This window comes from Kitasatospora sp. NPDC101176 (assembly GCF_044768035.1).
GTDB lineage: Bacteria > Actinomycetota > Actinomycetes > Streptomycetales > Streptomycetaceae > Kitasatospora.
In genome coordinates this window covers 19,922-40,920 of record NZ_JBIWPA010000011.1, presented here as the reverse complement: position 1 = coordinate 40,920, position 20,999 = coordinate 19,922, and the positions used below count along the sequence as shown (strand labels likewise).

The following is a 20,999-nucleotide window of genomic DNA, read 5'->3' as shown; positions in this document are numbered from 1 at the left end:
TCGCTCTCGCGAGGGGCCCTTCGACCGTCTGTGCGCCGCCAGGGACTCGAACCCCGGACCCGCTGATTAAGAGTCAGCTGCTCTAACCAACTGAGCTAGCGGCGCCTGCTGACAGAGAAGACTCTAGCAGCGGCCCCGGGCCGCGCCAAAATCGAATACCGTCCGTCCGGGGTTCACCCGCCGGTCACCGCCGCCGCGCCGACCGGCACCGCCGCACCGGGCTCCCGGGCCGCCCGCACGCAGGCCCACAGCACCACCGAGGCACCGGGCAGCCACGGCTCCCGGTCCTCCGGCGCGACGATCCACCGGCCGGAGCCCAGCCCGGGGGAGTCCGGGCCGTTCACCATCCGCTGCACCGGCGGCACCGTCACCGTGTCGCCCCGCCCGTGGCAGAGCAGCGGCGGCACGTCCCGGGCCCACTCCTCCCAGGCCAGCAGCCGGCGCAGCCTGGCCGCCGCGCCGGGCCGCACGAACAGCAGGGTCCGCCCCCGGTAGGAGGCCACCGGGCCGCAGCCGGGGCCGGAGGCCCACAGCTCGTCCAGCACCCGGCGGCCGAACAGCGACGGCATGCTGATCACGTCGAAGGCGCGACCGCAGGGCAGCACCGAGGGCGCCCACGGGCGGGCCTCCCAGAGGGCGCGCATGCTGCGCGGGTACTCGCTGGCGGAGGCGAGCCAGGCCTCCCCGGCGACGGTGACGTACTCCACCGACTGATAGGTCCAGATGTCCACGCACAGCAGCGTGCGCGCTCGGCGGGCCGGGTGGGAGGGAAAGCGCCGTTCGTCGGACAGGGCGGTGCGGCACGGCGTACCCTTCCCGCCGCGCATATGCCAGCGGCCCGTGTCCGGGGCCCGTGTGGCGGACGGGGCGGATGCGGCGCCGGGGCTCAGTCCTCGTGGCGGCGGGGCTGGAGCAGCCCGCGGCCGTACTCGATCATCTTGGCCGCGTAGTCCGGGGTCCAGTCCGCGCGTCGGGCGATCTCGGTGTCCGGCAGCGCGTCGAACCGGCGCGGGTCGGCCAGCTGCGCGGCGGCGACGGCCTGGAAGTCGGTGGCCCGCTCCGCGGCGGCGCGGAAGGCCAGGGCCAGCTCGGTGGAGCGGCGCAGCAGCTCCGCGGGGTCGTCGATGGACTCCAGGTCGAAGAACCGTTCCGGCTCCGGCTCGGCGGACTGCGGCTCGAACAGCAGCTGCGCCGGACGCTGGCGTCGCGCGGGGTCGGACGGACCACCGTGGTCGGACGCCTTCGTGTGGGAGTCGGGCATGGACGGACACCTCCGGGGCTCGATGAGGGGGTGGGCGGCGGCTGCTCCGGGCCGCGCCGCCCGGTCGTGGCCGTCGTCCATTGTCGCGCGGCGACGGCCGGTAACGGAACGGTGCGCGTGCGGGCGCTATTCCCCCGCACGCGCCGGGGGCGCGCCCCCGCGGCCCGGGTACCCCTTCGGGTGGTCCCGGCGCCGTGCCGTCATCGCGGCCCGGCCTGCGGCGTTGTCCCGGGTGAACCGGCACCGGCCGACGTGCCGACGCAGGCCGATTGCCCACCGACCACCGACCGCCGTCCGACCGCCGTCCAAGGAGGACCATGCGCACCGGGAAGACCCTCGCGACCCTGTCCCTCGCCCTGCCGCTCGCCCTGCCGATCGCCGCCACGGCCCCCGACGCCGTCGCCGCCGAGACCACCGTCGTGGTGACCGGCGGGCAGAGCGCACCCGGCGGCTGGTCGACGGCGACCTGCCCGGCCCGCAGCCACCTCACCGGCGGCGGCTACACCCTCACGCCGGCCGATCCCGCCGACGCCGTCCTGGTCAGCGCCCCCGTCCCGGACGCCCCGGCCACCTGGGCGGCCCGGGCGGCCCGCGGCGTCGTCCGGGCCTACGCGCTCTGCGAGACCGAGGACTGACCGAGGACCGACCGGGACCGGCCGAGGACCGACGCCGGACCGGCCCGGGAGCGACCGCCGGGCCGTTCACGGCCGCCCCGGCGGTCAGCGCAGCCGGACCCGGTGGCCGCCGAGGTGGTGCAGCACCTCGTGATTGGCCTCCCAGCCGTCCGGGAAGCTCACCGGGGCGCCCAGCTGCACCGGCTCGGTCGACGGGTGCTCGTCCAGCAGCTCGCCGATCCCGGCCCGGGCCACCACGATGCAGGCGTGCCGGTGCCGGGAGGCGAGCACGCACAGCCGGCCCGTCTCCAGGTGGAAGGCCGTCGCGTCCGGCCGCCCGGAGAGCGGGTGCAGCACCACGGTGACGTCGTACTCGCGGCCCTGCAGCCGGTTGGCGGTGTCCACCGTGACGGCCGGGCCGGCCGCCACGTCCACCGGGACGCCCGCCCTGAGCAGGGCCGCCCGGACGGCCGCGGCCTGGTCCCGGTGGGCGGTCCCGACCGCGATCCGGCCCGCGGTGAGCGGGGCGGAGCCCTGCTCGGAGTGGGCGGTCAGCCCGCGGTCCAGCAGCCGGCGGACGGTGGCCGCGACGGCCGCCACCGCCTGCGGGTCGGTGCGCACGGTGTGCCGGGCGGGCAGCTCCAGCAGGGCCCAGCCGTGCTCGGCGGCCCGGTCGATCGCGGCGTCCAGCGCCGAGCCGTCCGGCCGTACCGCGGCCGTGAGCCGGCGGTCGTCCGGTCCGGTGCCGGAGCGGAACGGCGTGTACGGGTAGAAGGCCCGCGAGATCAGCGGCGCCGCGCTGGCCGGCAGCCGCCAGGAGACCGGCAGCCGGTGCGGCTCGATCTGCGGGTTGTGCGCCAGCATGGTGACCACGGCGCTGCTCGACGGGTCGTAGGACAGGCCCGCCCACTGCTCGGTGCCGACCACGGTGAACGGGTCCAGCTGGCCGGGGTCGCCGACGAACAGCGCCCGCTCGAACAGCCGGGCCACCGCGAGCAGCGCGTCCGAGCGCATCTGGTACGCCTCGTCGACGATCGCGTGCCGCCACGGCGCCTCGGCCCGCACCCACTGCCACTTCGCCGAGGTGGAGATCACCACGTCCTGCTCGACCAGGTCGGCCACCTTGTCGGAGGGCGTGACGTTGGCGTGCCGCAGCACCTCCGGGCCGGGCCGGGCGTCCGCGGCGTGCAGCCGGCCGATCGTCAGCTCCGGCGCCTTCTCGGCCAGTCGGCCGACGAGGTCGTCCACCTGGCCGTTGGTCTGGGCGACGATCATCAACCGCTCGCCGGCCCCGACCAGTTCGCGGGCGGCGCGCACCACCAGCGTCGACTTCCCGGCCCCGGGCGGGGAGTCCACGACCACCCCGCGCGGGGCGCCCGCCGGCGGGTGGACCGTCGCCGCCAGGATCCGGGCCACGGCGGCGTCGGCGGCCTCGCCGGGCGCCTGCTCGGTGCTCATCCCGCCCATCACTCCCACTCCTCGGCGGCGTCGGCGGACGGCCCGGCCGCGGGCGCGGCGCCGGGCGGGCCGCCGTGCGTCCACGGGGTCTCGTCCGGATCGGGCAGCGGGGCGGACTGGCGGACCGTCAGCTCGAAGAGCGTGAAGGTCACCGGTTCGCCGGGCTCCGGCAGGCTGCCCGGCTCCGGCTCCTTCCTGCGGCCCATCCCGGACAGCACGCGCAGGGTGATCGTCCCCGCGGCCTGGTCGACCGCGGCGATCTCGGCCTTCTGTGCGGACGGCCCTGCGCCGCCCTCCGGCCGGGGGAACCCCCAGACCCGGTGCGCCTCCCGCCCGAGGTCGGCGTGCGGGCGGTCGGTCGTCCGCAGGGTGACCAGCGGGCGCGGCTTGGGGGAGCGGCCGGAGGTGTCGTAGTCCGGCACCACCTCCGTCACCACGCCGGTGAACGCCTCTCCCGCCAGACGGTGTTCGGCCATCGCCAGCGGATCGTCCAGCGCCTCCTGGACGTCCAGCCGGGCCTGCTCGCGCTCGCGCTGGGCGAGCTTGCGGGCGGCCGTCACCGCGTCGTCCTGCCGGGGCTGCGGCGGCTCGCCGGCGGCCAGCCGGTCCCGGTGGCCGGTGTAGGACCAGCGGTCGCCCGTCCAGCGCTCCGCCAGGTGCCCGGCCGGCGGCAGCGCCCGCAGCAGGTCCAGGCCGTGCCAGACGTCCCGCCAGGTGGGCAGCAGTACTGCCGTCAGCGCCTCGCGCAGCTGCCCGACGGCCGCCCGGACGGCGTCCCGGGCCCGTTCGGCGGCGGGCTCGTCCCCCTGCTCGGCGGCGTGCCGCAGGGCGGCCGCGGCGGCGTCGTAGCGGGCGATCGCCGGGGCGAGCACGGCCTCGTCGAACTGCGGGTCCGTGGCCGGACCGGCCGGCGGGTGCAGCAGCTGCCCGCGGTCGTCCCGGGCCGACTCGGCGCGCTCGGCGGCCTCGGCGCCGGTCAGCCCGTCCGGCGGCGCGTGCCAGGCCAGCCGGGCGGCCAGGTGCTGGTCCTCGAGGTGGCTCTGGCCGGTGGCCCAGTGCCGGGCCAGCAGGCCGGTCATCGACAGCAGCAGGCAGGTGCCGGGCACCTGGGCGCGGTCGGTGAGGTGGGTCAGCCAGCGGCCGAGCAGCGGCACCCGCACCGGCGCCGGGTAGGGGCCCGGGTCGGCGTCCTCGGCCGTGCGGCGGAACCGGGTCGAGCGTCCGAGCAGTGCGAGGTGCTGCACGCCGGCGCCGTTCGGCACGATCAGCTGCGGCGCGTCGGAGCACAGCTCGCGGAACACCTGGGTCTTCTCGCCGGTCTCCGGGTCCTTCTCGGAGCCCTCGATCTGCTCCACGTCCTCGGCGAAGGACTCCAGGTAGGGCAGCAGGTCGGCGGCCAGGCCGGCCAGGAAGTCGAAGCGCAGGGTCCGGTTGAGCGGCTGCGGCACCAGGTGCACCCGGGGCCGTTCCCGGTCGGTGCCCAGCATCACCGCCAGCGGCGCGCCGGACTCGCCGGCCGCGGTCAGCGGCACCAGCACCATCGGGCGGTCCGACAGGTGCCGGTGCCGGACGGTGGCCAGCGGCTCGGCCCGGCCGCTGCGGACGGCCTCCAGCCGGGCGAGGGTGGTCAGCAGGCTCATGCGCCCGCCCCGCCGCGGCCGGGCACCGGCCCGTCGCCGCGCCCGCTCACCGTGCGGCTCCGACCAGTGCCCGGCCCAGCGCCTCGGCGCGCAGGGCGGCCGCGTAGGCCAGCCGTTCGGCGGCCTCGTCGGTGTCGGCACCCGTCTCCTCGGCGGCGGCCAGCGCCTGCGCCACCGTCCGGATGCTGCCCAGCTCGCCGCGCACGCCGCGGCCCAGCTGCTCGACCCGGTCGTCGCAGCGGGCCCGGGCGCGGCAGTGGAAGCCGAGCTCGCAGGTGGAGAGGCAGTCCGGGCTGTACGCGGCGGGCACCGCCTCCACCGAGGCGGTCAGCTCCTCGGCGGAGCGGGCGGGGTCGCCGTCCTCGCGGGTGGCCAGGTCGAAGTCGGCCCCGGCGGGCAGCTCCGCGAGCAGCCGGCCGATGCCGGTCAGCCGGCTCAGCTGGCGGCGGGTGGTGGCGAGCTCCCGGCGGACGTCGACGGCGACGGCCGTCGGCCGGTTGCCGAAGTCCTTCGGGCAGACCAGCAGCACGCTCGACCGGGGGCTGCCCGGCAGCGCCTGCTCGGTGTACGAGTCCTCGGCGAGCGGCCGGCCGGCCCGTGCGGCGGCGGCGTGCTGGAGCGCCAGCACGTAGACCGCGGCCTGGCGGGCGGCGGCACCGACCTTGGCCGGGTCGGCACCGCCGTCCAGCACCGGGAAGGACTTGATCTCGACCACGGTGCACCGCCCGCCGTGCACCACGACGGCGTCCGGCTCCAGGTAGGCGGTGCCGCCGGCCACGTCCAGCCGCAGCATCGGGTGGTCCAGCAGCGTCCAGGCCTCCGGCTCGGCGGCGGCCCGGGCGAGCGCCTCGGCTGTCCGGTCGGCCCGGACGGCGGGGCCGGAGCGGTGCAGCAGGTCCGGGACCAGCAGCGGGGCGCCGCCGCCGTCCACCGGGACGCCGAGGCGGGCCCGCAGCGGCTCCAGCAGCGCGGCGTAGTCGTCCGCCTTCAGCCGGGCCTCGAAGATCACGCCGCGGGAGATCGCGAACGGGGACTGCCCGAAGGGGGCGGGGCGGCCGAGCCGGGCGGCCAGTGCCGACTTGTCCACCCCGGCCGCGTCGAGCACGGCGCGGCGGTGGCAGCCCGGATTGGCGGCGAGCGCGGCGAGGGAGCGGGCGTTCAGACTGCGCTGCGGTGCCGGTCCGCGCAGCTCGGCGAGCCGCTGGGCGAGCGGCTCAGCGTGCCCGCTGGACGGGACGTTCGTCGAGACGTTCATGGTGCGGCCCAGTGTCGCATCCGGGTCCGACAACGCGGTGCGGCCCGGCCCCTTCCGGCCTGCGGCCGCCCGCCCCCGCGAACTCCCCCCGCCCGGGATCGTGTCCGCCGTCCGGGTGAGGGATCATGGAACCCGGTGCTCAAGGGTGAGACCGAACGTTGCCACCGCCCCGCTGCGAGGAGCCCCCCATGCCCGCCCGAATCGTGCTGGTCCGCCACGGCGAGACCGAATGGTCGGCCACCGGCCGCCACACCGGCCGCACCGACATCCCGTTGACCGAGGAGGGCCGCGCGATGGCCCGGGCGCTCGGCGCCCGCCTCGCCAGGGCCCCCTGGAACGGGCTCTCGGACGCGCTCGTCTACACCAGCCCGCTCGGCCGCGCCAGGGAGACCTGCGAGCTGGCCGGCCTCGGCGACCGCGCGGTCGACCGCCCGGAGCTCCTGGAGTGGGACTACGGCCAGTACGAGGGCCGCACCGGTGCGGACATCCGCGCCACCGACCACCCCGGCTGGCTGATCTGGCGCGACGGCGTGCCCGGCGGCGAGAAGCTCTCCGAGGTGGCCGCCCGGGTGGACGCCCTGCTCGCCGACCTCAACGAGGAACACGGCGTCCCGGACGAGGACACCACCGTCATGCACTGCGCGGACCGCGACGTCGTGCTCTTCGCGCACGGCCACCTGCTGCGCATCCTGACCGCCCGCTGGCTGGGCCTGCCGCCCGAGTTCGCCCAGCGGTTCAAGCTCGGCACCGCCGCGCTCTGCGTGCTGTCCTGGGAGTACGGCGCCCCGGCCGTCGAGGTCTGGAACGACCTCTCCCACCTGGAGGGGACGGGCGCCGCCCACTGACGCTTCGCTCACGGCGCGTCGCCCACTGGCGCGCCGCCCATCGACGCTTCGCCCACGGCGCGCCGTCGAGCGCCGTGCCTCAGGCGGCCGCCGCCCGGTCGTACCCGACCAGGAAGCGGCGCACCTCGGGCACGGCGGCGTGGCCGCGCAGCCGTCCGGCGGTGTCCGCCAGCATGCCGCGGATCCGCGCCGAACGGACCTCGCCGAACAGCGCCACGGCGGCCGAGCCGTGGTGCGCCGCGCCCACCAGGTCGCCCCGGCCGAGCCGGTCGTGGGCGAGTTCGGCGGTGTAGAGGACCCGGTTGCGCACGAAGTGCGGCTCCTGAAGCGCTATGGCCAGCGCGGCCTGCTCGCTGGCGCGGTCCCAGTCGCCGAGCGCCGACCAGCACTGCGACCGCAGGCCGGCGAGCTCCGCCTCGCCGAAGAAGGACATCCACTCCGGGTCGGCGTCGACGGGGCCGTGGTCGAAGAGCGTGCGGGCCCGGGTGAGGGCGCGTTCGCAGGCTGTGCGGTCCTGCAGCACGGCCCAGCCGCCGGCCTCGCGCATGGCCAGCAGGGCGAGCAGCCGGTCGGAGCCGAGCCGGCGGGCGGCGACCTGGCCGGCCTGGGCGGCGCGCAGCGCCTCGCGGGGCCGTCCGGCGTCGCGGGCGAGGAAGGCGCTGTTGCAGAAGACGTGCGCCTCCAGTGCGGCGTCGCCGGCCATCCGGGCGGTGGCGAGCGCTTCCGCGTAGAGCGAGCGGGCATCCGCGAGCCGGTTCGAGTCGTGCGCCAACCAGCCCACCGAGATGGCGAGTTCGCCGGCCCCGGCCTGGAGCCTGCGTTCGGTCTTCGCGCTGTACTCGCCCTCGTTGAGCAGCACGTAGGCGGTGCGCAGCGACTGCCCGGCGCGTTCGAACAGGGTGTCGCCGCCGTGCGCGTCGTCGGCCAGCCGGATGTCCCGGACGGCCTGTTCGACGCCGAGCACCTCGGCGGCGCCGACCTTGCGCAGCGGCGGCACCGGTCCCGGGCGGCCCGGCACCAGGGGGCCGGGTCCGGGGTCGAACAGTCGCGGCACGGCGGGGTCGGTGGCGGGGCCGCCGGCAGCGGTGGCGCGGCCGGCGGCGGCCGCGGCCGACCGCTCGATGCCGATCACGGCGGCCAGCGCGGTCGAGCCGCCGGCCAGGAACGTACGGCGACGCACGTCGTCGTTCTCCTCGTCGAGATAGGGCGATCCGTCGGACCCCCGGGGCACCGCGCCGGCCCCCGGCCACGGGGGCCCGTCCGGAGCGGTTGGATCCGCGTACGGCGAGGCAGCGTACGGGAGTTGGGTGGAGAGCGGTGAGCGCGGGGCGGGCAGGGGCGGGAACGGGGGGTGGCACGTGGGCGGTTCGGCCCGCAGGCCGCCGGGGGCCGCCGTGCGGCCCCGGACGGCGGTGCGGGGGGAGAAGCCGAGGTCGGTGAGCGTGCGGTCCGGCCACATGTGCCGGAACACCCGCTCGTAGGCGTAGTTGGGGCAGCGGATCTCACCGGACTCGACCCGCCCGACGTAGCGCGCGTCGCAGGACACGTGCTCGCCGATCTCGCGGGCGGCCCGGCGCACCGCCGTGGCGAACTCGCCGGGAGAGCGATCGCCGCGCAGCGCGCGCATCACGGAGTTGGGGGACGGACGGTTCGGCTCGGCCGGTGGGGTGGCTGCCATGCCGCCGACAGTACCGGGCGTGACCGGTCGACCACGGCGGGTTCACGGGAGATGTGCTGTCAATCCGGTACATACCGGGCTTTGTTGCGGGTATCCGCCATGAAATGCCATGCCTTGCTGTAAGGCGCCCCGTGGCCTGCCGGGCGTCCACCGCGTTGTCCTGATACGTGGAAGCCCGGGCCCCGCCCCGGCCCGTCGCCCGCCCCCGCGGCCCCCACCTCCCGGACGGCGGCGGCTTCCGACCCGACGAGGTACAGGAGGGCCCATGATGGCCACCGGACTGCCGCAGTACCGACCCGTCGTCGGAGGGGCGCTCGCCGGCGCCGCCCCCGCCCTGCTCCCCGAACCCGCCGACGAACGGATCCCCGGCCGCGGGCCGGTCGAGGGCGGCCGGGCCCCCTGCGGCGCGCGGAACCGCACCGGAGCCGCCGAGGACACCCCCGCCACCTCCTACGACACCGTGACCGTCGCGCTGCGGCACGGCCTGGAGGCGGTCGACATCCTGCGCCTGCGCCGCGCCTGCGGCGCCGTCCTGCAGAGCCGCAACGGCAGCACCGTCGTCTTCCTCGTCCCCGCCGGCACCTGCGACACCTGGCACCTGCCCGGCAGCTCCTGCACGGCCGGCGCCCTGCTGCCCAGCGCCACCGACCCGCGCTGGGTGATCCCCCCGGCCGGCGTCGCGCGCCCCACCGACGCCTGGGTGCTCCGTTCCGCCCTGTGCGAGGCCGCCTGCACGCTCACCGCCGGCGGACTCGGCCCGTTCTAGCGTGCGTGCCGTGCGGATCCAGCCGGGCCCGCGAGCCCGACCCGCCCCTCCGGCCGGATCCACCCGGTACGCCCCTCGACGCCCCTGACCTGTGACGACCGGCCTGTGGCGCCGCCCCGCCCGGCGGCGATAATGGCCGGCATGGGACGAAGCAGAGCCGCCCGCGGTACGGGCCGCGACACCGAGCGCGACACCGGACCGGCCGCCACCGGCCCCGGTGGCCGCACCCACGCCCAGGGCCCGCTCACCCGCCCCGTCGACTCCGGCCTCGCCGAGCTGCGCCCCGACCGCGACCGGCCCGACGCCTGGTCGCTGTTGATCGACGGCGCCCCGCAGTCCCTGGTCGACCTCGCCGACCCCACCCACCTGGGCTTCGAGTACCAGCGCCGGCTCGGCCACCTGATCGACCTGGCCGCCCCGCCGGGCCGACCGCTCACCGTCCTGCACCTCGGCGGCGGCGCCCTCACCCTGGCCCGCTACGTCGCCGCCACCCGGCCCCGCTCCCGTCAGCAGGTCGCCGAGATCGACACCGCGCTCACCGAACTCGTCCGCACCGAACTCCCGTTGGAGCGCGGCTGGCTGATCAAGGTGCGCGGCTCCGACGCCCGCAGCGTGCTGGAGCGCACCCCCGAGGGCAGCGTCGACCTGGTCATCACGGACGTCTTCTCCGGCGCCCGCACCCCGGCCCACTGCACGACCGTCGAGTTCACCACCCTCGCCGCCCGCGCCCTCGCTCCCGGCGGGCGGTACGCGGCGAACATCGCCGACGGCTCGGCCCTGCGCTTCGCCCGCTCCCAGGTGGCCACCCTCGGTGCCGTCTTCCCCGAGCTGTGCCTGATCGCCGACCCGGCCGTGCTGCGCGGCAAGCGCTTCGGCAACCTCGTCCTCGCGGCCGGCCACGACCCGCTGCCGCTGGCCGACCTCACCCGCCGGGTCGCCTCCGACGCGGCGCTCGGCCGGGTCGAACACGGGCCCGGGCTCACCGACTTCACAGCCGGCGCCGTCCCGGCCACCGACGCCACCGCCGCCCCTTCGCCGGCCCCGCCGCCGGGCGTCTTCCGCTGACCGGTCCGGCCGTCCCGGCTGCCCGCCCGGCCGGCCGGGACGCCCGGCGCCGACCGGAACGGCAGGCCGTCCCGCCCGCCGTGGGCGCCACGCCGACGGGCCCGACCTGACCTGACCGGGCCTGACAGGCCTGCCGTCCGGTCCGGCTCCCGGTGCGAACTCCCGCCGCGCCTCCGGCGGGTGGGCCCCGTTGCCGTCCTCCCGGGCCGGGCCCGTCAGTGTCCGCGCGGCAGGCCGCGGTGCTTGCACATGGCCGCGCCGGTCAGCAGCAGTCCGGCGGCGATCGGGGCGAGGACGGCGGTCACCGTGGCGGAGTCGTCGCCGACGGCCGTGACCGGGGCGGTGTCGGCGAGGGCGATCGGCGCGGCCGGACCGTCAGGCGTGACGGTGCTCACCGGCGCGGCGGTGGCGGTGCCGGCGAAGCCCCGGTCGGCCGTGCTCCGCGGGTCCGGGGCGACGGTCTCCCGGGCGGGCGGGGGCGTGGCGGCCGCCCGGGGCTGGTGGGGCGCGCGGGCGGTGGCCGCGGTGCGGCCGGGGCCGCTGCCGGGCCGGGCGGCGGTGGGCGGTGCGGACGGTTCGCCCTCGCGGGGCGCGCGGGCCTCGACGCGGCGGCCCTGCGCGGGGGCGGTGTCGAGCAGGCCGGAGGCGATCGCGAAGGCGTCGGGGACGGCGGCCCGTTGGCCGGGGAGGGGGAGCCCGCCGGCCCGGATCCGGTCCTGGAGGAGGCCGCCGACGGCGCCGGTGGTCCCGGCGAGTCCTGTGCCGGGCGGTTCGCCGACGGGGCCGGAGGGCCGGGCGGTCTCCCCGCCCGGTTGGTGCCCGGCTTCGGGGGGCGGTCCGGCTGATGTCCCGTCGGGCGGGGAGCCATCGGTGGCGGGGCGGCTCCGGGGCGCCCCGCGCGGGGCCGGTCCGCCGTGCGCGCCGCCGTCGTGCGGCGCGGTCCGTCGGACGGCGGGCCGGGTCCCCTCCGGCGGGGGTTCGGCGGAGGCCGCGTACGCTCCGGGTGCGCCGATCCCCCAGAGCTGGGCGAGGAGCGCGCCGCCGGCCGCGACTGCGCGGGGGTGCGGCAGCCACCGTCGGATCGCGCGCCGCGCTCCGGTGACGCCGCAGGGGGCGGGCTCCTGGGGCCTGGTCGCGTGATTGGCTCGCACGTGAGTCGAGAACGAGCGGACGGGGCGTGAGGTCACGCCGGCCGTCACGGACGGTCATCGCGCTAGTGGCCCGGGGGGTCGGCCCCCCGGGGCCACCGGCCGCGGGGTGGTCAGGAGTTGGGGCGCAGGGTCCAGGTGACCGTCATCACACCGGTGACGGCGCCGTCGGCGCGGGTGATCTCGACGGTGACCGGGAACTCGGGGCGGCCGCCGGCGTCCAGCTCGGCGACGACCTCGGCGGCCGGGCGGCCGAGCAGGGCGGTGGCGGTGACCTCGCCCATGGCGAGCTTCTTGTAGGCGATCTCGGCGTTCACGGCGAGCGGCACGGCCCGGGAGAGCTGGTCGCCGAAGGCGGCGAGCACGATGCAGCCGCTGGCGGACTCGGCGAGGGTGAACATCGCGCCGGCGTGCGGGCCGCCGACGTGGTTGTGGTACGCGGGCTGGTCGGGCAGCCGGAGCACCGCGCGCTCCGGGGTGGTCTCCAGGTACTCGAGCTTGAGGGTGTGCGCCATCGGCACGGTGGAGTCGAGCAGCTGGCCGATCGAAGGAGTCGTCATGACGGCAATGTTACTTGTCGGTAGCTTCTGGCGGCAGGTCTGCGCCGGGAAAACCCGAACCGCCGGGGAGAACTGAGGGAACGCGAAAACGCCCGAGGGGCCGACCTCTTGAAGAGATCGGCCCCTCGGGCTCTGGGGTGAGTGACGGGACTCGAACCCGCGGCCACCTGGACCACAACCAGGTGCTCTACCAACTGAGCTACACCCACCATCTGTCCGGTCCGTTCCCGCTCTCGCGTTCCCGTTCCGACAGGAAGAACTCTACAGGATCCGAGAGGGTGCTCGCGCCAGGGTTTCGTTCGGGCGGACGCGGGCACTCCGCGCACCCCTACGAGCCCGCGGCGGCGGGGTCGGGTGGCGGCCGTCGGTGGCGGGGGCCGGGTCGGCCGGGCCCCGCCACCGGGGACGGTCTGCCGGGGACGGTCTGCCGGTCAGGCCGTCGGAGCCTGGTACTTCTCGGCGATGGCGCGCGCGGTGTCGGTGTCGGGGCCGGGCTGCGGGACGAACACCGCCTCGCGGTAGTAGCGCAGTTCGTCGATGCTCTCGCGGATGTCGGCGAGCGCCCGGTGGTTCCCGCCCTTCTGCGGGCTGTTGTAGTAGGCCTTCGGGTACCAGCGGCGGGCCAGCTCCTTGATCGAGGAGACGTCCACGATCCGGTAGTGCAGGTGCTTCTCCAGCGCCGGCATGTCCCGGGCCAGGAAGCCGCGGTCGGTGGCCACCGAGTTCCCGCACAGCGGCGTCCGGCCGGCCTCCGGCACGTGCTCGCGGATGTACGCGAGCACCCGCTCCTCGGCCTCGGCCAGCGTCACGCCGTGCTCCAGCTCCTCCAGCAGGCCGGAGGAGGTGTGCATGGCGCGCACCACCTCGGGCATGTTCGCCAGCGCCTCCGCCGGCGGGCGGATGACGACGTCCACGCCCTCGCCGAGGATGTTCAGCTCGGAGTCCGTCACCAGCGCCGCGACCTCGACCAGGGCGTCCTGGTCGAGGTCGAGGCCGGTCATCTCACAGTCGATCCATACCAAACGGTCATTCACGCAGCTCACCCTACGGCGCGATCACGCGCCGCGGGGACCGGTGGCGCCGACCGGGGCTCCGGGGCGCAGCCCTCGGCCTGGTGCTCCTCCGCGCCGGCGTGCGGGCCGTGGCCCTCCGGGCGTTCGCCGTCCCGGCCGGTGCGGACCGCGTGGCCCTCCCGGGCCGGGCGTGCCTCGTGAGCCGTCCGGGCGCCCTCGGCACCCGTCCGGCCGGCCTGCGGACGGACCTGCGGCGCCCGCGCCTGCCGGCCCCGGAGCTCGCCCGCCCCGCCCGCCGGCTGCCCGGCGGGGGCGGGCGCCGGCACCCGGCCGCCGCCGGTGGCGTGACCGCGGCCGGCCTGGCCCGCCCCGGTCGCGCCGGCGTCGTCCGCGGGCCGCTCGACCGCGCTCCGGTGCCCCTGGCCCTGACCGCGCGCCCCCGGCTGGGGCAGGCCGTCCTCCGCGGCCGCGTGCTCGGCGGTGCGCGGCGGACGCCCCGCGCCGGCCCCGGGCCCGGCCTGCGGCGGCACCATCGGCGGCCGCGCCGGACCGCGCCCCGCACCCTGCTGCCCGGGGTGCGGGGGCTGTGCGGCCTGCTGGTACGGGTACGGCTGTCCGGCCCGGGCGTGGAAGGCCTGGGCGGTCGGCGTCCCGGCCTGCCCCGGACCGAACGGACCGGGCTGGCCGTGCGGGCCCAGCTGACCGGGGCCGACCGGCTGCGCGCCGTGCGGCACCGGCTGACCGTGCGGGCCGACCGGCACCGGCGACCCGGGGCCGCCCGGGAACGGCTGCCCCGGTTGCCCGCCGTGCGCGCCGCCGAACAGGGCCCCGCCCGCCGCGGCGGCCGCGGCCGCGTGCGGCAGGGCACCGGGCAGCCGGAGGTCGCCGCCCTGCACTCCACCCGGCAGGGCGGACGCCGGACCGGGGCGGCGGGCCCGGTAGCTGGTCCGGTACGCGGCAGGGGAGACCCCGAGCTGGCGGCGGAAGTGCCCGCGCAGCGCCACCGGCGAACGGAACCCGCACCGGCGCGCGACGTCGTCCACCGACAGCTCCGAGGTCTCCAGCAGCCGCTGCGCCTGGAGCACCCGCTGGGTGATCAGCCACTGCAGCGGCGCACTGCCGGTGAGCGTGCGGAACCGGCGGTCGAAGGTGCGTCGGCTCATGTAGGCGCGCGCCGCCAGGACCTCGACGTCGAACTGCTGGTTGAGGTTCTCGAGCGCCCAGGTGACCACCTCGGCCAGGGGGTCGTTGCCGATCTCCTCCGGTAATGACTGGTCGATGTACTGGGCCTGTCCTCCACCGCTGCGGCGGCTCGGCACCACCAGGCGGCGGGCCAGCGCGTTGGCGGCCTCGGCGCCGTGGTCGCTGCGGACCACGTGCAGGCACAGGTCGATGCCGGCGGCGGTGCCGGCCGAGGTGAGCACGTCGCCGTCGTCGACGAACAGCTCGCGCGGGTCGACGTGGACCCGCGGGTAGCGCTTGGCCAGCGTCGGCGCGTACATCCAGTGGGTGGTCGCCGGGCGGCCGTCGAGCAGGCCGGCGGCGGCGAGGACGAAGGCGCCGGTGCAGAGTCCGATGATCCGTGCGCCCTCGTGGTGGGCCTTGCGCAGGGCGGTGATCGCCTCGACGGGCGGGGGCTGCGAGATCGAGCGCCAGGCCGGCACGACGATGGTGCCGGCGCGGGCGAGCGCCTCCAGTCCGTAGGGCGCGGAGAGGGTGAGACCGCCGGTGGTGGCGAGCGGGCCCTCCTCGCCGGCGCAGACCAGCAGGCGGTAGCGCGGCACCCCGGCGTCCTGGCGGTCGACGCCGAAGACGGAGAGCGGAATCGAGCTCTCGAAGATCGGGGCCCCGCCGAAGATCAGCACCGCGACGGTCTCACGGCGGCGCCGGCCGGAGAGCTTGCGCGGGGCGGAGCCGGTCATCGGGGTGGGGGAGCCGTTCGGGCCGGGACCACCGTGGCCGGTCTGGCCGTGGCCCGGTGCGGCTCCGAGGGCGAGGGTCCCGAGCGGGCCGGCGGGGGAGCCGTTCGCGCCGGGCCCGCCGTTCAGGCCCGGGTAGCCGGCCTGGGCGGGGTAGCCGGCCTGGGCGGGGTGGCCGACCTGGGCGGGGTGGCCAACCTGGGCGGGGTGGCCTGGGTGGTCGGCGCCGTAGGCCTGGGCGGGGTTGACGGCCCCTCGGCTCGCGAGCGGCCCGCCGTGCGGTGCTCCGCCGTGCAGGAGTCCCGCGTGGATGCCGCCGTGCTCCGCGGGCGCCGAGGAGGGGCCGGTCGCGGTGCCGGGCCCCGGCGCCGAGGAGTACGAGAGGTGGTGGGCTGCGCCCGGGGCGCCGGAGATGCGGGTGCCGGCGGCGATCGCGGAGGTGCCAGTGCTTCTCGCGGACCTGGCCGCGATACCGGCCACCGCCTGGCCGCTGTCAGGACCCGCGTCGCTCCTGCTCACCCTGCTCAAGGCGCTCAAGCCCCCTCGGTGGTGTGGTGTGGGTGGTGCGGCACTGCTCGCCAAGATCGAAATCTATCGGGTGGACCGTTGCCGTTGTGACAAGTTCACCATCCGACGCTATGTCGACATGGCAATTTGGCGTGATGCATTCGATCACGAAGCGTGGCACCCGTCGACCCTTCTGGGAAGAGGGCCCGTGCAACGGTGGCTGGTTGTCGAGGGGCTGCTCCCGGGGTGCCCGGGTTCCGCGCACCCGGCCGGCGGGTCTGGGCTGCGGATTTGCCCAAGCGGGAGGGACCGGCCCGAAATTGACCGAAAATAGCCGGTGCACAAGAGGGCGCACGCAACTCCTCCGTGCGCCTCCCAGGCCTCATCCGGCCAAGGCGGCGACGGCCGGACCGGGGCCGGGACGCCGGGTTACCGTCCTGCTGTGAACACCCTCAGCCGGCTCGAACAGGCCAACGACAACGCCGCCGCCTTCTGGCTCGCCCAAGCCCGCGCGCACGGCTGGCGGTACCGGATCCGCCCCGACTGGACGGCGGTCCGCTGCGCCCGCACCCCCGATGACCCGCCCCGCCTCCTGGTGACCCGCCGGTACGCCGAACCGAAGCCCCTGGAGGCGGAGTTGGCCGAGCTCATCGAGGAGTGGGAGGCCGTCCGGTTCACCGTGGAGGACCCGTACGGCGGGCTCGACCTGACCGGCCTCGGAGCCGCCAGGATGCCCGCCATGCCGGTGATGACCCGTGAGCCTGGCCCGGTCGAGGGCGCCTCCGCCGCCCTCCCCGCCCGCGCGGAGGCGCGCGGCGGTGGCGTCCTGACGGTCGATGAGGCGCTGGACGGCGACACGTTCGCGCTGGTCGAGCGCGCCGTCGTGGACGGCTTCCCGCTGCCGGCCCGGCAGCCCTGGAGCCGCGGCGGGGCCCTCCCGGAGAGCCTGCTGGGCGACGCGGGGTGCCGGGCCTGGCTGGGCCGGGTCGACGCCGCCGTGGCGGGAGCCTGCCTGACCTACGACGACGGGCGGGTCACGGGCGTCTACTGGGTGGCCACGCTGCCCGCGCACCGCGGTCGGGGCGTGGCCGGCGCCGTGCTGCGGACCGCCCTCGCCCACGCGCACCCCGACCGCCCGGCGAGCCTCGTGGCGACGTCGCTCGGCGAACCGCTCTACCGCCGGCTCGGGTTCACCGAACAGGCCCGGACCAGCTGGTGGATCCGCACCCCGGCCGACTCCTGAGGGCCGGGGTGGGCGGGCCGCCGGCCGGTTGCAGGCCTTCGACGGGTGACCGGACGGACGGCTGGCGGTGCGTGGAGGGACGGACGGCCGGCAGCGGGTGGGTGGGCGGCCGGAGGTGGGCGCGCGGGGGCGCTACGGGGCGGCCGCGGCCGGGGCCGCGACGAAGGCGGTCGGTCCGGGCCCGGCCACCCCATCGGGCCTCCCGCGCAGGGGTGTTGGGCGGGCGCCGGCGGTCGCGCGGCGGCCGTCCGCCCCCGGAGCAGTGCCCTGGGTTGAGCCGGCGAGGCCCTCCGAAGGGCTCTCGGTGAGCAGGGCAAGCTCGCCGGTGCGGTTTCGGACATCCGACGGCCCCACTGGCGCACCGGAAGCACCGGCCGTCCCGCCGCCCACGGCAACAGGCGCAAACGGGCTCGCCGGGGCGGTCGTCGCCAGGTGTGCGCCGGGCCGAGCGCCGAGGAGCGCCGTCGTGCGCACCGCCGCTCCGGCCGCCCGGCGCCGCACCGGACCGTCCGCCCGGATGCCCGGCCGCGGCGAGGGCGCGTTGCGCGCCGTGAGCACCTGGCCGACCGCCTCCGGCAGGCCGGCCGCCTTCAGCGTCGGCCGGTAGCCGGTCTCGGCCCAGGGGCGGCCGTGGTGCAGCCAGACGCTGCGCAGGCCGGTCAGTTCGGCGCCGGCGATGTCCGCGGGGGCGTGGTCCCCGACCATCCAGGTGTGCGACGCCCAGTCGCCGGTCGGCGCGACACCGCACCGCTGGGCGGCGATCTCGAAGATCAGTGGATCGGGCTTGACGCAGTCCGCCTCCTCGGAGATGACCCAGCCGTCGACCATCGGCCCCAGCCCGGTCCGCCGGATCTTCTCCAGCTGCGGCCGCGTGCCGCCGTTGCTCACGATGCCCAGCGTCCACCCGGCCGCCCGCGCCGTCCGCAGCGCGTCGATGTGACCGGACGGGCAGTGGATGTGCGAGTTGATGCCGCGTCGGTAGTGGGCGAGCAGGAACTCGGCGGAGACGTCCAGGCCGTAGCGGCGCCGGACGGCGGACAGTACGGTGCTGCGCGGTACGTAGCCGCCACCATCCAGGGTGACGAACCAGTCGACGTCTCCGGGCGGTAGGTCTCGTTCGGACAGAAAATCCTGAGCCCAGGCCCGGAAAGCGGCGTCCCTGGGGAGCAGCGTGTTGTCGAGGTCGAACAGGAGCAGGGGCATGTGTCGCATGGTGCCAGCGGCCGTGCCTATGCACCTGGCAAATGCCAGAGCGCGTCGTGAAGCCGTGCACACTGGCTGAATCGGCATCCCGGCCCGGGTGGCGGACGGGGCGGGGCGGGTCCGTCGGGGCTGGTGGGACCGGTGGGGCGTGACGGTTGGCGACATGTCGCAACGGATCGTCGCCGATCCATGACAGTCCGGTCACGGTGTCCGGTGGGCCTGTTGCGTCACCCGGTCCGCTCAGTCAAGCTCCAGGGAACCTCCTTTCCGGAGGGGCGCGTCGCCGGCGGGCGGGGCGCACTGCCGTCGGCGGGCGCATCCTCCTTTTGCGGGAACAAGGGCGCTCCGAGGCTTCACCGCTGGGCTGGGACTCCCGCCCGTCGTACTCTGAAAGGAACAGGTCACATACGGTGCTGCGCGGCGCAGACCGACGTCATGCCGTGGGCGGGCCTGCTGCCCGGGCAGCGTTGTCCTCTCCTGTCGGCCCCTCTCCCTCGAAGAGCCGTGAGCCATGGCTGGTTTTGAGTCCTCCCGACCGCTGGAACCGGACGCGCCCCGCAGCGCGGGCGCAGCGACCGGGGACGGCCACGGCCCCGCAGCCGACGGCCCGGGCCCCGCGGACCGCGTTCCGGCCCCGGCAGAGCGCGTTCCTGCCCCTGGAGACCGCATTCCGCCCGCTGCCGGCCACGACCCGACCGACGGGCACGCCGAAGCCCGCGGCGACGGGCACGCCGACGCGTCCGCCGACGGTCGTACCGACGGCCCGGGCCTCGTACGCGCACTGCGCGACGCCGCCCGGCGGGGCGGCATCGTCCGCCGCGGCCGGTCCGGCCCGCGCCAGCGCCGCGGCGAGCGTCCGGCGGGCTCTCCGGAGCCCCCGGTGACGGGCCGCCTCGGCCCGGGCGCCGAGCGTCCGAAGGCGTCCGACCCGTCCGGTGCGTACGTCGAGCCCACGGCCCAGGACGCGCCCGCGCGCCCCCTCGACCCGGTCTTCCAGCACGGCGTGGTCGTCGGCTTCGACGGCTCCCTGTCGAGCGAGCGCGCGCTCGCCTACGCGGTGGGCATGGCACGTCGCTCGCAGTGCGGCCTGGTGATCGTGCACGTCGCCAACCGCCTGCCCGCCACGGTGTGGGCGGGGTGTGAACCTCCCGTCTTCGTCGACCTCCCCGACCACCGGACCGAGGTCCTGGGCCTGGAGCTCGCCTGTGCGGACTTCCTCGCCGGCGTGCCGTGGATCCTGATCGAGCGGGGCGGCGACATCTGCCACGAGATCGAGGAGGTCGGCCGTGAGTACGCCGCCGACGCGATCGTCGTCGGCACGACGCACGGCCTGCTCGGCAAGCTCTTCGGCTCCGTCTCCGGACGGCTGGCCCGGCGGGCCAACCGTCCGGTGATCGTGATCCCCTGACGCCCTCTCACGGCGCCCGGCCCGGCGCTCCCCGCGCCGGCGGCCTCGCGATGCCGGCGGCCTCGCGATGCCGCCGGCTTCGTGGTGCCGGCCGCTCCTCAACGCCGTGTGAGGAGCGGGGTGTCGTTCCGGTGGGACCGGCTCAGAACGTGGCGCCGATCTCCCGCGCGATGAGCATCCGCTGGACCTCCGACGTGCCCTCCCCGATCTCCAGGATCTTGCAGTCGCGCCAGAACCGGGCGACCGGGAACTCGTTCATGAAGCCGTACCCGCCGTGGATCTGGGTCGCCTCGCGGGCGTTGTCGACGGCGGCCTCGGACGAGTACAGCTTCGCGATCGCGGCCTCCTTCTTGAAGGGTTCGCCGTGCAGCAGCCGGGAGGCGGCGTCCCGCCAGGCCAGGCGGGAGGTGTGGGCGCGCAGCTCCATGTCGGCGAGCTTGAACTGGATGGCCTGGTTGGCGCCGATCGGGCGGCCGAAGGCCCGGCGGGTGCCGGCGTACTTGACGGACTCGTCGACGCATCCCTGGGCCAGGCCGGTGGCCAGGGCGGCGATCGCGATGCGGCCCTCGTCGAGGATCCGCAGGAACTGGGCGTAGCCTCGGCCACGCTCGCCCAGCAGGTTGGCCGCGGGGACGCGGCAGTCGGTGAAGGACAGTTCGCGGGTGTCGGATGCGTTCCACCCGACCTTCGAGTACTTCTTGGACACCTGGAACCCCGGGGTCCCGGTGGGCACGATGATGGAGGAGATCTCGCGGGTGGGCGAGCCGAATTCGCCTTCTTCACTCGAACGAGCGATCGGTTCGGTGAGCGCGGTGACGGTGACCAGACCGGTGATGTCCGTCCCGGAGTTGGTGATGAAGCACTTGGTGCCGTTGATGACCCACTCGTCGGTGGTCTCGTCGTAGCGCGCCGTGGTGCGGGTCGCGCCGGCGTCCGAGCCGCCCTCGGGCTCGGTCAGGCCGAAGGCGCCGAGGAGTTCGCCCGAGGTCAGGCGGGGCAGCCACTCGCGCTTCTGCTCCTCCGTCCCGAAGCGGTGGATCGGCATCGCGCCGAGCGAGACGGCCGCCTCCAGGGTGATCGCCACCGAGGAGTCGACCCGGGCGAGCTCCTCCAGGGCGATGCCGAGCGCGAAGTAGTCGCCGCCCATGCCGCCGTGCTCCTCGGGGAACGGCAGGCCGAACAGGCCCATCCGCCCCATCTCGCGGACGATCTCGTAGGGGAACTCCTCCCGCTCGTAGAACTCGCCGATCTTCGGCGCCACCACGTCCTGGGCGAACTCGGCGACGGTGCGCCGCAGTTCCTCGTACTCGCTGCTGAGTCGGTGGTCGAACACGGTGATCCTCCTGGGGCCCGGCCGGGGTGGCAGCGGGCGTGAGCGGGACGACCGGCGTCCGTCGGACGGTGTGACGGTCGCAC

The 20,999-nt window shown here is 76.4% G+C and carries 16 protein-coding genes, 2 tRNA genes and 2 pseudogenes; 6 read left to right on the top strand and 14 right to left on the bottom strand.

The window, feature by feature from the left end:
* Nucleotides 1–31 precede the first annotated feature (31 nt).
* The 3 genes from ACIRS1_RS17595 to ACIRS1_RS17585 all read right to left on the bottom strand — a co-directional run bounded on the left by ACIRS1_RS17595 (nucleotide 32) and on the right by ACIRS1_RS17585 (nucleotide 1,261).
* Nucleotides 32–105: transfer RNA gene (locus ACIRS1_RS17595), tRNA-Lys, on the bottom strand.
* Nucleotides 106–173: 68 nt separating this feature from the next.
* Nucleotides 174–731 (bottom strand): bifunctional DNA primase/polymerase, encoded by a 558-nt coding sequence (locus tag ACIRS1_RS17590; RefSeq protein ID WP_402840545.1) that lies wholly within the window; start codon nucleotides 729–731, stop codon nucleotides 174–176.
* Between the two features lie 155 nt (nucleotides 732–886).
* Nucleotides 887–1,261, bottom strand: coding sequence for a hypothetical protein (locus ACIRS1_RS17585; protein WP_360209305.1), 375 nt, complete (start codon nucleotides 1,259–1,261; stop codon nucleotides 887–889).
* Nucleotides 1,262–1,578: 317 nt separating this feature from the next.
* Here ACIRS1_RS17585 and ACIRS1_RS17580 point away from each other — a divergent pair, with 317 nt between their 5' ends.
* Nucleotides 1,579–1,896 (top strand): hypothetical protein, encoded by a 318-nt coding sequence (locus ACIRS1_RS17580; RefSeq protein ID WP_360209303.1) that lies wholly within the window; start codon nucleotides 1,579–1,581, stop codon nucleotides 1,894–1,896.
* 84 nt (nucleotides 1,897–1,980) lie between these two features.
* Here the strand turns inward: ACIRS1_RS17580 and ACIRS1_RS17575 are convergent, their stop codons facing one another.
* Genes ACIRS1_RS17575 through ACIRS1_RS17565 form a run of 3 tightly spaced genes read right to left on the bottom strand, consistent with a single transcriptional unit; the run spans nucleotide 1,981 to nucleotide 6,228 of the window.
* The gene (locus tag ACIRS1_RS17575) at nucleotides 1,981–3,333 is read right to left on the bottom strand and encodes an AAA domain-containing protein (protein WP_360209513.1); all 1,353 of its coding nucleotides are present in this window, start codon (nucleotides 3,331–3,333) and stop codon (nucleotides 1,981–1,983) included.
* Between the two features lie 8 nt (nucleotides 3,334–3,341).
* A complete protein-coding gene (locus ACIRS1_RS17570) occupies nucleotides 3,342–4,973 on the bottom strand; it encodes a hypothetical protein (RefSeq protein ID WP_402840541.1) in 1,632 nt (543 codons plus the stop codon).
* A gap of 46 nt (nucleotides 4,974–5,019) precedes the next feature.
* Nucleotides 5,020–6,228 (bottom strand): hypothetical protein, encoded by a 1,209-nt coding sequence (locus ACIRS1_RS17565; RefSeq protein ID WP_402840538.1) that lies wholly within the window; start codon nucleotides 6,226–6,228, stop codon nucleotides 5,020–5,022.
* A gap of 188 nt (nucleotides 6,229–6,416) precedes the next feature.
* On the opposite strand from ACIRS1_RS17565, the gene ACIRS1_RS17560 reads away from it, so the two are divergent.
* Entirely contained in the window at nucleotides 6,417–7,073 is a 657-nt protein-coding gene (locus tag ACIRS1_RS17560; protein ID WP_402840535.1) for a histidine phosphatase family protein, read from the top strand.
* Between the two features lie 79 nt (nucleotides 7,074–7,152).
* Here the strand turns inward: ACIRS1_RS17560 and ACIRS1_RS17555 are convergent, their stop codons facing one another.
* Entirely contained in the window at nucleotides 7,153–8,751 is a 1,599-nt protein-coding gene (locus ACIRS1_RS17555; protein ID WP_402840533.1) for a tetratricopeptide repeat protein, read from the bottom strand.
* A 265-nt stretch (nucleotides 8,752–9,016) separates the two neighbouring features.
* On the opposite strand from ACIRS1_RS17555, the gene ACIRS1_RS17550 reads away from it, so the two are divergent.
* Both ACIRS1_RS17550 and ACIRS1_RS17545 read left to right on the top strand, forming a co-directional pair.
* Nucleotides 9,017–9,517: a hypothetical protein gene (locus ACIRS1_RS17550; RefSeq protein WP_402840530.1), complete on the top strand. Its 501-nt coding sequence runs from the start codon at nucleotides 9,017–9,019 to the stop codon at nucleotides 9,515–9,517.
* 141 nt (nucleotides 9,518–9,658) lie between these two features.
* Entirely contained in the window at nucleotides 9,659–10,582 is a 924-nt protein-coding gene (locus ACIRS1_RS17545) for a spermidine synthase (RefSeq protein WP_402840527.1), read from the top strand.
* A 215-nt stretch (nucleotides 10,583–10,797) separates the two neighbouring features.
* Here the strand turns inward: ACIRS1_RS17545 and ACIRS1_RS17540 are convergent, their stop codons facing one another.
* From ACIRS1_RS17540 to ACIRS1_RS17520, 5 genes and pseudogenes are all read right to left on the bottom strand, one after another.
* Nucleotides 10,798–11,733, bottom strand: a complete 936-nt coding sequence (locus ACIRS1_RS17540) for a hypothetical protein (RefSeq protein ID WP_402840524.1) — start codon at nucleotides 11,731–11,733, stop codon at nucleotides 10,798–10,800.
* 110 nt (nucleotides 11,734–11,843) lie between these two features.
* On the bottom strand, nucleotides 11,844–12,290 hold the full coding sequence (locus ACIRS1_RS17535; RefSeq protein ID WP_387901349.1) for a DUF4442 domain-containing protein: 447 nt from the start codon (nucleotides 12,288–12,290) through the stop codon (nucleotides 11,844–11,846).
* Between the two features lie 133 nt (nucleotides 12,291–12,423).
* A tRNA-His gene (locus tag ACIRS1_RS17530) sits at nucleotides 12,424–12,499 on the bottom strand.
* A gap of 222 nt (nucleotides 12,500–12,721) precedes the next feature.
* Nucleotides 12,722–13,324: an oligoribonuclease gene (gene orn / locus ACIRS1_RS17525; protein WP_360209279.1), complete on the bottom strand. Its 603-nt coding sequence runs from the start codon at nucleotides 13,322–13,324 to the stop codon at nucleotides 12,722–12,724.
* Nucleotides 13,325–14,219: 895 nt separating this feature from the next.
* Nucleotides 14,220–15,225: pseudogene (locus ACIRS1_RS17520) on the bottom strand (helix-turn-helix domain-containing protein); the annotation flags it as partial.
* A 946-nt stretch (nucleotides 15,226–16,171) separates the two neighbouring features.
* Between ACIRS1_RS17520 and ACIRS1_RS17515 the strand changes: the two are divergent.
* Nucleotides 16,172–16,972: a GNAT family N-acetyltransferase gene (locus ACIRS1_RS17515; protein WP_402840521.1), complete on the top strand. Its 801-nt coding sequence runs from the start codon at nucleotides 16,172–16,174 to the stop codon at nucleotides 16,970–16,972.
* Nucleotides 16,973–17,104: 132 nt separating this feature from the next.
* On the opposite strand, the gene ACIRS1_RS17510 is transcribed toward ACIRS1_RS17515, so the two are convergent.
* The gene (locus ACIRS1_RS17510; RefSeq protein ID WP_402840518.1) at nucleotides 17,105–18,175 is read right to left on the bottom strand and encodes an HAD family hydrolase; all 1,071 of its coding nucleotides are present in this window, start codon (nucleotides 18,173–18,175) and stop codon (nucleotides 17,105–17,107) included.
* Nucleotides 18,176–19,121: 946 nt separating this feature from the next.
* On the opposite strand from ACIRS1_RS17510, the pseudogene ACIRS1_RS17505 reads away from it, so the two are divergent.
* Nucleotides 19,122–19,583, top strand: a pseudogene (locus tag ACIRS1_RS17505) (universal stress protein); the annotation flags it as partial.
* 142 nt (nucleotides 19,584–19,725) lie between these two features.
* On the opposite strand, the gene ACIRS1_RS17500 reads toward ACIRS1_RS17505, so the two are convergent.
* On the bottom strand, nucleotides 19,726–20,916 hold the full coding sequence (locus ACIRS1_RS17500) for an acyl-CoA dehydrogenase family protein (protein WP_360209269.1): 1,191 nt from the start codon (nucleotides 20,914–20,916) through the stop codon (nucleotides 19,726–19,728).
* Between the last annotated feature and the right edge of the window lie 83 nt (nucleotides 20,917–20,999).